Here is a 5,230-nt window from a genome sequence, read left to right as displayed (position 1 = left end):
CCGACCTCTCGCCATTCATCGGCCCGCTCCGCCCCGCGCCACGGGTTCGAAGCTGCCCTTGATCACCAGCCTGCCGGACAGATTCTGCAGGTCAGGGCGACCATCCTTCTGTGTGGTGCCCTGCCGGGGGCTCTCACCTGCGACGAGCTCCGAGGAGGTCGTCACCGAGGCAGCGACTCAGGGTTTGATTGCGCTCGCTACTGAGCGGTGCCGCTGTGGGTTCTTGGCTGACGTACGCTCACTCGCTTGGCACACTATTTTCTCCGGCGGCAGGCAAGCTTCCGTGCGTGAGTCACCCACGCGACGGGACGGCAACTCCCCGGCGCGTCGGCCAAGCGCTTCGTGTCCATGGATCGGACTCGACGGGGCGTGTCAGGCATATCGAGTTGTTCACCACATCGGCTGGTGTCTCCTGCGGCCGCTGTGCACAGTGTTCCGTCGTGCGGTAAGCGATGGGTATGGCAGAAACAGTGCAGCAACACAGAGGCGAACCCACTCGCGAGCAGGGTTCGCAATCCGGCCGTGCCGAAGACGGCGCGCCCCTCGCCACGTATATGGTCCCGGGCGAGGGGCGCAGCGCCCCCTCAGGATGGACTTCATGGTCAGGCTGGCTCACGGTCAGCCCGGCGAGGAGATCGCCAAAGTCCAGGCAGCCGTCTTCCGCGACATCCTCCTCCACCTGTCCGCAAGGCAAGCCGAGAGCTGAAGTTCCCCACAAGCTCATCCGAGCAGGGCACTGTCGGCTCGAGTTCACGCCCTGCGCTGTTCTGGCCCTTCCGCGGTGTTCTGTGCTTGGTCGGCGCGCCTGGAGGAGGTATCGGAGCGGATCATCGCCACGAGCATGCGTGACCGTGCCGCGCCGACGTGCAGCCGTTTGCGGAGCGTTTCCGCGGAGATCGGCCGCTGGTAGGTCTCCCAGTGGCGGGCGTCTTCCTGTCGGGCGCGCTCGAACAGATCGTCACCATCAGGTTGCTGTTCCGATGTGGGGAAAGAGTTCGTGGTCTGGCCACCGTTCGCGGGAGCCCCTGTCTGATTGATGCGCGGCGGGCTCTCGACGCGGTCCTGTTCATGCTGCGGTGTCGCGGATTGCCGTGTCGCGCCTTGCCGGTTCGTGGTGGCGAGTGCGTGGAGCAGTCCGGGCCCGACCTCGGCCCAGCCGATCAGGAGGACGGGGCCGACCGCGTCGAAGGCGGCCTTGCCCAGGTGTGCGGCGATCAGCGGGTCGGCTGTGTTCAGTGCCAGGGTCATGCCGCTGGAGAGCACCAGCAGCCGCCTCGCCGGACGCAACTGCTCCACCGGTGCGCCGTGGAGGGCGAGGTAGCGGATGCCCAGCAGCAGGCCGAGGATGGACAGGTCGACCGCCGGGGCGACCAGCGGTGCCACCCACGGCGGCACGCCCAGCCTCAGCGCCAGGTTCCATACGTTGCCGAACCCGAACAGGAACGTCAGGCTGACGACGGCCGCCATCATGCCGGTGACCGCCCGGACCGTGGCCGCGCTGTCCGGTGTCCCGTCAGGCGTGTGGGCGAGAGGTTCAGACATTCTCGCCGATTCCCATCCGCTGGTGGGTTTCCTGGGCGCGTTCGGCCGCCGCGCTGGCCCCGTAATGACGGGGCATGTCCTCGGAGACCCAGCCCATCAGCAGCATCAAGTCACCCGAATCCCCGCCGCCCCGCTTCCACTCGTGCGCGAAGTTGTGCCGCCACCGGTGCGCATGCACCCCCGTCACCCCCGCCGACAGGCCACGCCGCTTAAGCATGATCTTGATGCCGTTCGGCGCCAGCCGCCGCCCGCCGCGCTCGGCCAGCCACAGGTCCGGCAGTTCGGCGCCCTTGCGCTTGGCGCGGGCCCGCAGATACCGGCTCACCGCCCGCGCCGTCTTGGGCCCGAACCGCACCCGGCGGTCCCGCCCGCCCTTGCCGTGGTAGTGCACCGAGTCGGTGGTCAGGTCGATGTCGTCCAGGGTGAGGTTGCCGACCTCGGACAGGCGGGCGCCGGTGTTGTAGTAGAGGCGGATGATGGCCTCGTCCCGCAGTTGGAGGAACGCCTTGCCCTTGCAGGAGGCCAGCACCTTCTTGGTGTCCTCGTCCCGGATCACCGGGATCAGCTTCTTGACCGTCTTCGGCTGACGGACGCGCTCCATCGGGGAGCGCTCGATCTCCTCCTCATCGAGTATCAGCCACTTGAAGAACTGCTGCAGCCCCTTGTGTTTGTTCAGCGCGGTCGACGCCGACCGCGTCTCGATCATCCACCCCTGGAAGGCCTCCACGTGGCCCCGGGTGACCTCGGTCGGGTCATCGGCGGCGTCCTGGGCGTCGAGGTCGGGCGTGGCGTGCTGGGCCAGGTAGCGGGCGAGCTGGGCTGCGGCCAGGAGGTAGTTGTAGCGGGTGGTCTCCGGGTAGTTGCCCGCCCGCAGGGAGCGGTCCCAGTCGCGCAGGAACCCCTCCCAGGTCTTGGAGAGCCCTGTGGTGATCTTGTCGAGGTCCAGAAGCGGCATCGTCGGAAAGCCTCCGAGTCAAGGTGTCGGTGAGCGGCGTGCTCGACCTCGACGTCGGGATCCGGAGCGCGAAAAGAGGGCCCTCACAGGTGTTGACCTGCAAGAACCCTCTGCACCGTCGGGACGACAGGATTTGAACCTGCGACCCCTTGACCCCCAGCCCAGTGACCACTCTCGGTAGCCAATCGTTTCATTCTTGTAGCGGTCCGCTCGGGGCGGTACGGAGCGATACGCCGCCAGTCACGGAGGGAGCCCCGCACGCGTGTCACCCCCCTCGACAGCGGTGCCAAACATTCAGCTTGCCGCAGAGACCGAGAGGGCCGTTCACGTCGCGGGGTCGACATGCGACCCTCGTCGACACCGCCTTCATTCCCCATCGCCCACACTCCATTCCCGCAGAGACGATTCGCAAGCCGGCCCGATGGAGTCCCGCGCGGCATCGGTATATGCTTTTTGGTATGGGTGAGCGGTACGACATCGAGCTTGAAGCAGAAGTCCAGCAGTGGCTGGACTCGCTCCCACCCACCGACTACCTGCGCGTGATGAAGCTGGCCGACTTCCTCGCCGACCACGCCGAGACACTCGGCGAACCCCAGACCCGCCACCTGGGCGGCAAGCTACGCGAACTACGGTTCTCCCTTCACCGCCGCGAACAGCGCATCACCTACTGGCTCGCCCCCGCCCGGCGCATCGTCATGCTCACCGTGTTCCACAAGACCCGCATGCGCGAAACCGCAGAAGTCGACCGCGCCCACGCAGCCCAGCAACGGTGCGAAGCCAAACACCGCCCCGCCGACAGCCACCAGATCTACGACCGCAACGTGAAGGAGGAAGAACTGTGAACCACTCCACATGGAAGACCCACCGAACCAAGGAACTGGCCGACGAGGAAACCGGTCTCGCCTCCCAGGCTCAGCAGATCTACGACGAAACCGGGCTGGCCATCGAAATCGGCCGCACCGTCTACCAGCGCCGCACCGAACTGGGCTGGTCCCAGACCGAACTCGCCCGCCGCGCCGGAATGACCCAGCCCGCCATCGCCCGCCTGGAAACCAGCCTCACCCTCCCCTCCACCCGCACCCTCCTGCGCGTGGCCAACGCCCTGGGCCAGCCCCTCCACATCACCATCGGCCACGCAGCCTGACCAGGGGCGACGAGTCTCCGAACGGCACACGGTTTTCAAGAACCCGGCCGTGGCACAGCATTCATCTACCAGGCTGTATGCCATGGATGGAGCTACTGGAGGCACGGTTCTCGCCCTGGTCGGTGTCCTTCTCGGGACCACAGGGACGCTCGTAGGGCAATACCTGGCGACGCGCGTCGAGGTGCAACGCGACCGTCAACAACGCAAAGATGTAGAGCGCACTGAGCGCAAAGAGGCCATCTCGGTATTCCTGGCTGCCGCGCAGCGCGTCGAGTTGATACTGGATCGCCGAAAACTCGGCCTTCCTGCCTCTGATGACCCTGCAGACGAGAGACTGCACGACCTGTGGCTCGCGAAGAAGGCCGTCGAGCTGACCTGTTCGCATCAGACAGCACAGGTCGTCCACGACTACACCAAGGCCCTACACGCACACATGCGCGACGCAGTTCCAACTGGACAAGGTGCCACCAAACGCGAATGTCGCCACGCCTTCATGGAAGCGGCCCGGGACGCTCTGGAGAGCGGCCGCCCAAGGATCAGGCGGTGACCCCACACGGGTTATCCGTGACTCCATGACGAACGCGATCTTCACCAAACTGCGGTCAGAGCCAGATCCAAATATCCCCATCACCCCACGCGAAGGCCTCCCGTCCCAAGCGCCACGGTCGGCCACGTACCGTCCGCTGAGGGGCCACGAAGTTTCCGGACAGGCACCCAATAGGGTTGTCCTGAACGAGGAAACGAGGAAGAAGTGGCGCCTGCGCCGGCCGTCGACGCGGACGACCGGGACAGCTTTCGCCCGCGCGCTGGAGCGGGTGGACGAGATCGGCGCGTACCGGCTCGGGCGGCTGAAGCTGTCGCAGATCCCGCCGAACCGGATGGCCGCTTTGGCCCGGTACGCGCTGGGGTCAAAGGCGCCGCTGCTGGAGCGGGCGGCGGAGCCCAAGCGCACGGCGTTGCTCACCGCGGTGATGCGGCACTTGGAGGCGAAGGCGATCGACGAGGCCCTGGACCTGTTCCAGGTCCTGATGGCCACCCGGCTGCTGAACACGGCGAAGCGGAAGACGGAGAAGGAGCGGCTGTCCACGCTGCCGCAGCTGGAGAAGGCGTCACGGGTGCTCGCGCGGGCGGCGAAGGTGCTATTCGGGGAACTGGAGCTGGTCGAGGAACACGGCACGGACCTGGACGTGGCCGCGCTGTGGGCGGCGGTGGAGGAAGTCGCCCCGCGCGCCGCCGTGATAACCGCGGCGGCCACGGTGGTCTCGCTGGTGCCCGAGGACGAGAACTCGGCCGAGGTCGCCATGCGGGCCGCGCTCGCGAACCGGTATGCCACGGTGCGCCCGTTCCTGTCGCTGCTGGGCGAGTCGAAGGCGCTGGACGCGGCGAGCGCCGGGAAGCGGGTCCTGATCGGAGTGCGCGGCCTGCCGGCGCTGGCCCGGCGGAAGGTGGGCGTCAAGCCGCTGCGGCCGCGCGAGGTGGATGACAAGCTCGTGCCTGTGCCGTTCGGAAACTCATCGCTGCTGCTCGGAGCGGGTCTGGCGTTCCATCACGGTCTACTGGAACCCTGTCCGGGTGATCGTCTCTCTGGT

At 67.0% G+C, this 5,230-nt stretch carries 5 protein-coding genes and 1 pseudogene; 4 read left to right on the top strand and 2 right to left on the bottom strand.

The window, feature by feature from the left end; all coding sequences use genetic code 11:
* Window positions 1–750 precede the first annotated feature (750 nt).
* Both ACFV2X_RS55260 and ACFV2X_RS55255 read right to left on the bottom strand, forming a co-directional pair.
* Window positions 751–1,542: a SpdA protein gene (locus ACFV2X_RS55260; RefSeq protein WP_385631834.1), complete on the bottom strand. Its 792-nt coding sequence runs from the start codon at window positions 1,540–1,542 to the stop codon at window positions 751–753.
* A complete protein-coding gene (locus ACFV2X_RS55255) occupies window positions 1,535–2,497 on the bottom strand; it encodes a tyrosine-type recombinase/integrase (RefSeq protein ID WP_385631831.1) in 963 nt (320 codons plus the stop codon). The genes ACFV2X_RS55260 and ACFV2X_RS55255 overlap by 8 nt, the downstream gene beginning before the upstream one ends.
* A gap of 458 nt (window positions 2,498–2,955) precedes the next feature.
* Here ACFV2X_RS55255 and ACFV2X_RS55250 point away from each other — a divergent pair, with 458 nt between their 5' ends.
* The 4 genes and pseudogenes from ACFV2X_RS55250 to ACFV2X_RS55235 form a co-directional block, all read left to right on the top strand.
* The gene (locus ACFV2X_RS55250; protein WP_385631830.1) at window positions 2,956–3,339 is read left to right on the top strand and encodes a type II toxin-antitoxin system RelE/ParE family toxin; all 384 of its coding nucleotides are present in this window, start codon (window positions 2,956–2,958) and stop codon (window positions 3,337–3,339) included.
* Entirely contained in the window at window positions 3,336–3,641 is a 306-nt protein-coding gene (locus ACFV2X_RS55245; RefSeq protein WP_385631827.1) for a helix-turn-helix domain-containing protein, read from the top strand. The genes ACFV2X_RS55250 and ACFV2X_RS55245 overlap by 4 nt, the downstream gene beginning before the upstream one ends.
* Window positions 3,642–3,723: 82 nt before the next feature.
* Complete coding sequence (locus ACFV2X_RS55240; RefSeq protein ID WP_385631824.1) at window positions 3,724–4,188, top strand: hypothetical protein; 465 nt, start codon at window positions 3,724–3,726, stop codon at window positions 4,186–4,188.
* Between the two features lie 208 nt (window positions 4,189–4,396).
* Window positions 4,397–5,137, top strand: a pseudogene (locus ACFV2X_RS55235) (Tn3 family transposase); the annotation flags it as partial.
* Window positions 5,138–5,230: the final 93 nt, after the last annotated feature.

This window comes from Streptomyces sp. NPDC059679 (assembly GCF_042734105.1).
GTDB lineage: Bacteria > Actinomycetota > Actinomycetes > Streptomycetales > Streptomycetaceae > Streptomyces.
This window is presented reverse-complemented; position numbering and strand designations above follow the sequence as displayed.

Coding starts and splice junctions, on each gene's coding strand:
- ACFV2X_RS55240 (WP_385631824.1), top strand. CDS start 3,724: ATGGATGGAGCTACTGGAGGCACGGTTCTCGCCCTGGTCGGTGTCCTT.
- ACFV2X_RS55255 (WP_385631831.1), bottom strand. CDS start 2,497: ATGCCGCTTCTGGACCTCGACAAGATCACCACAGGGCTCTCCAAGACC.
- ACFV2X_RS55260 (WP_385631834.1), bottom strand. CDS start 1,542: ATGTCTGAACCTCTCGCCCACACGCCTGACGGGACACCGGACAGCGCG.
- ACFV2X_RS55250 (WP_385631830.1), top strand. CDS start 2,956: ATGGGTGAGCGGTACGACATCGAGCTTGAAGCAGAAGTCCAGCAGTGG.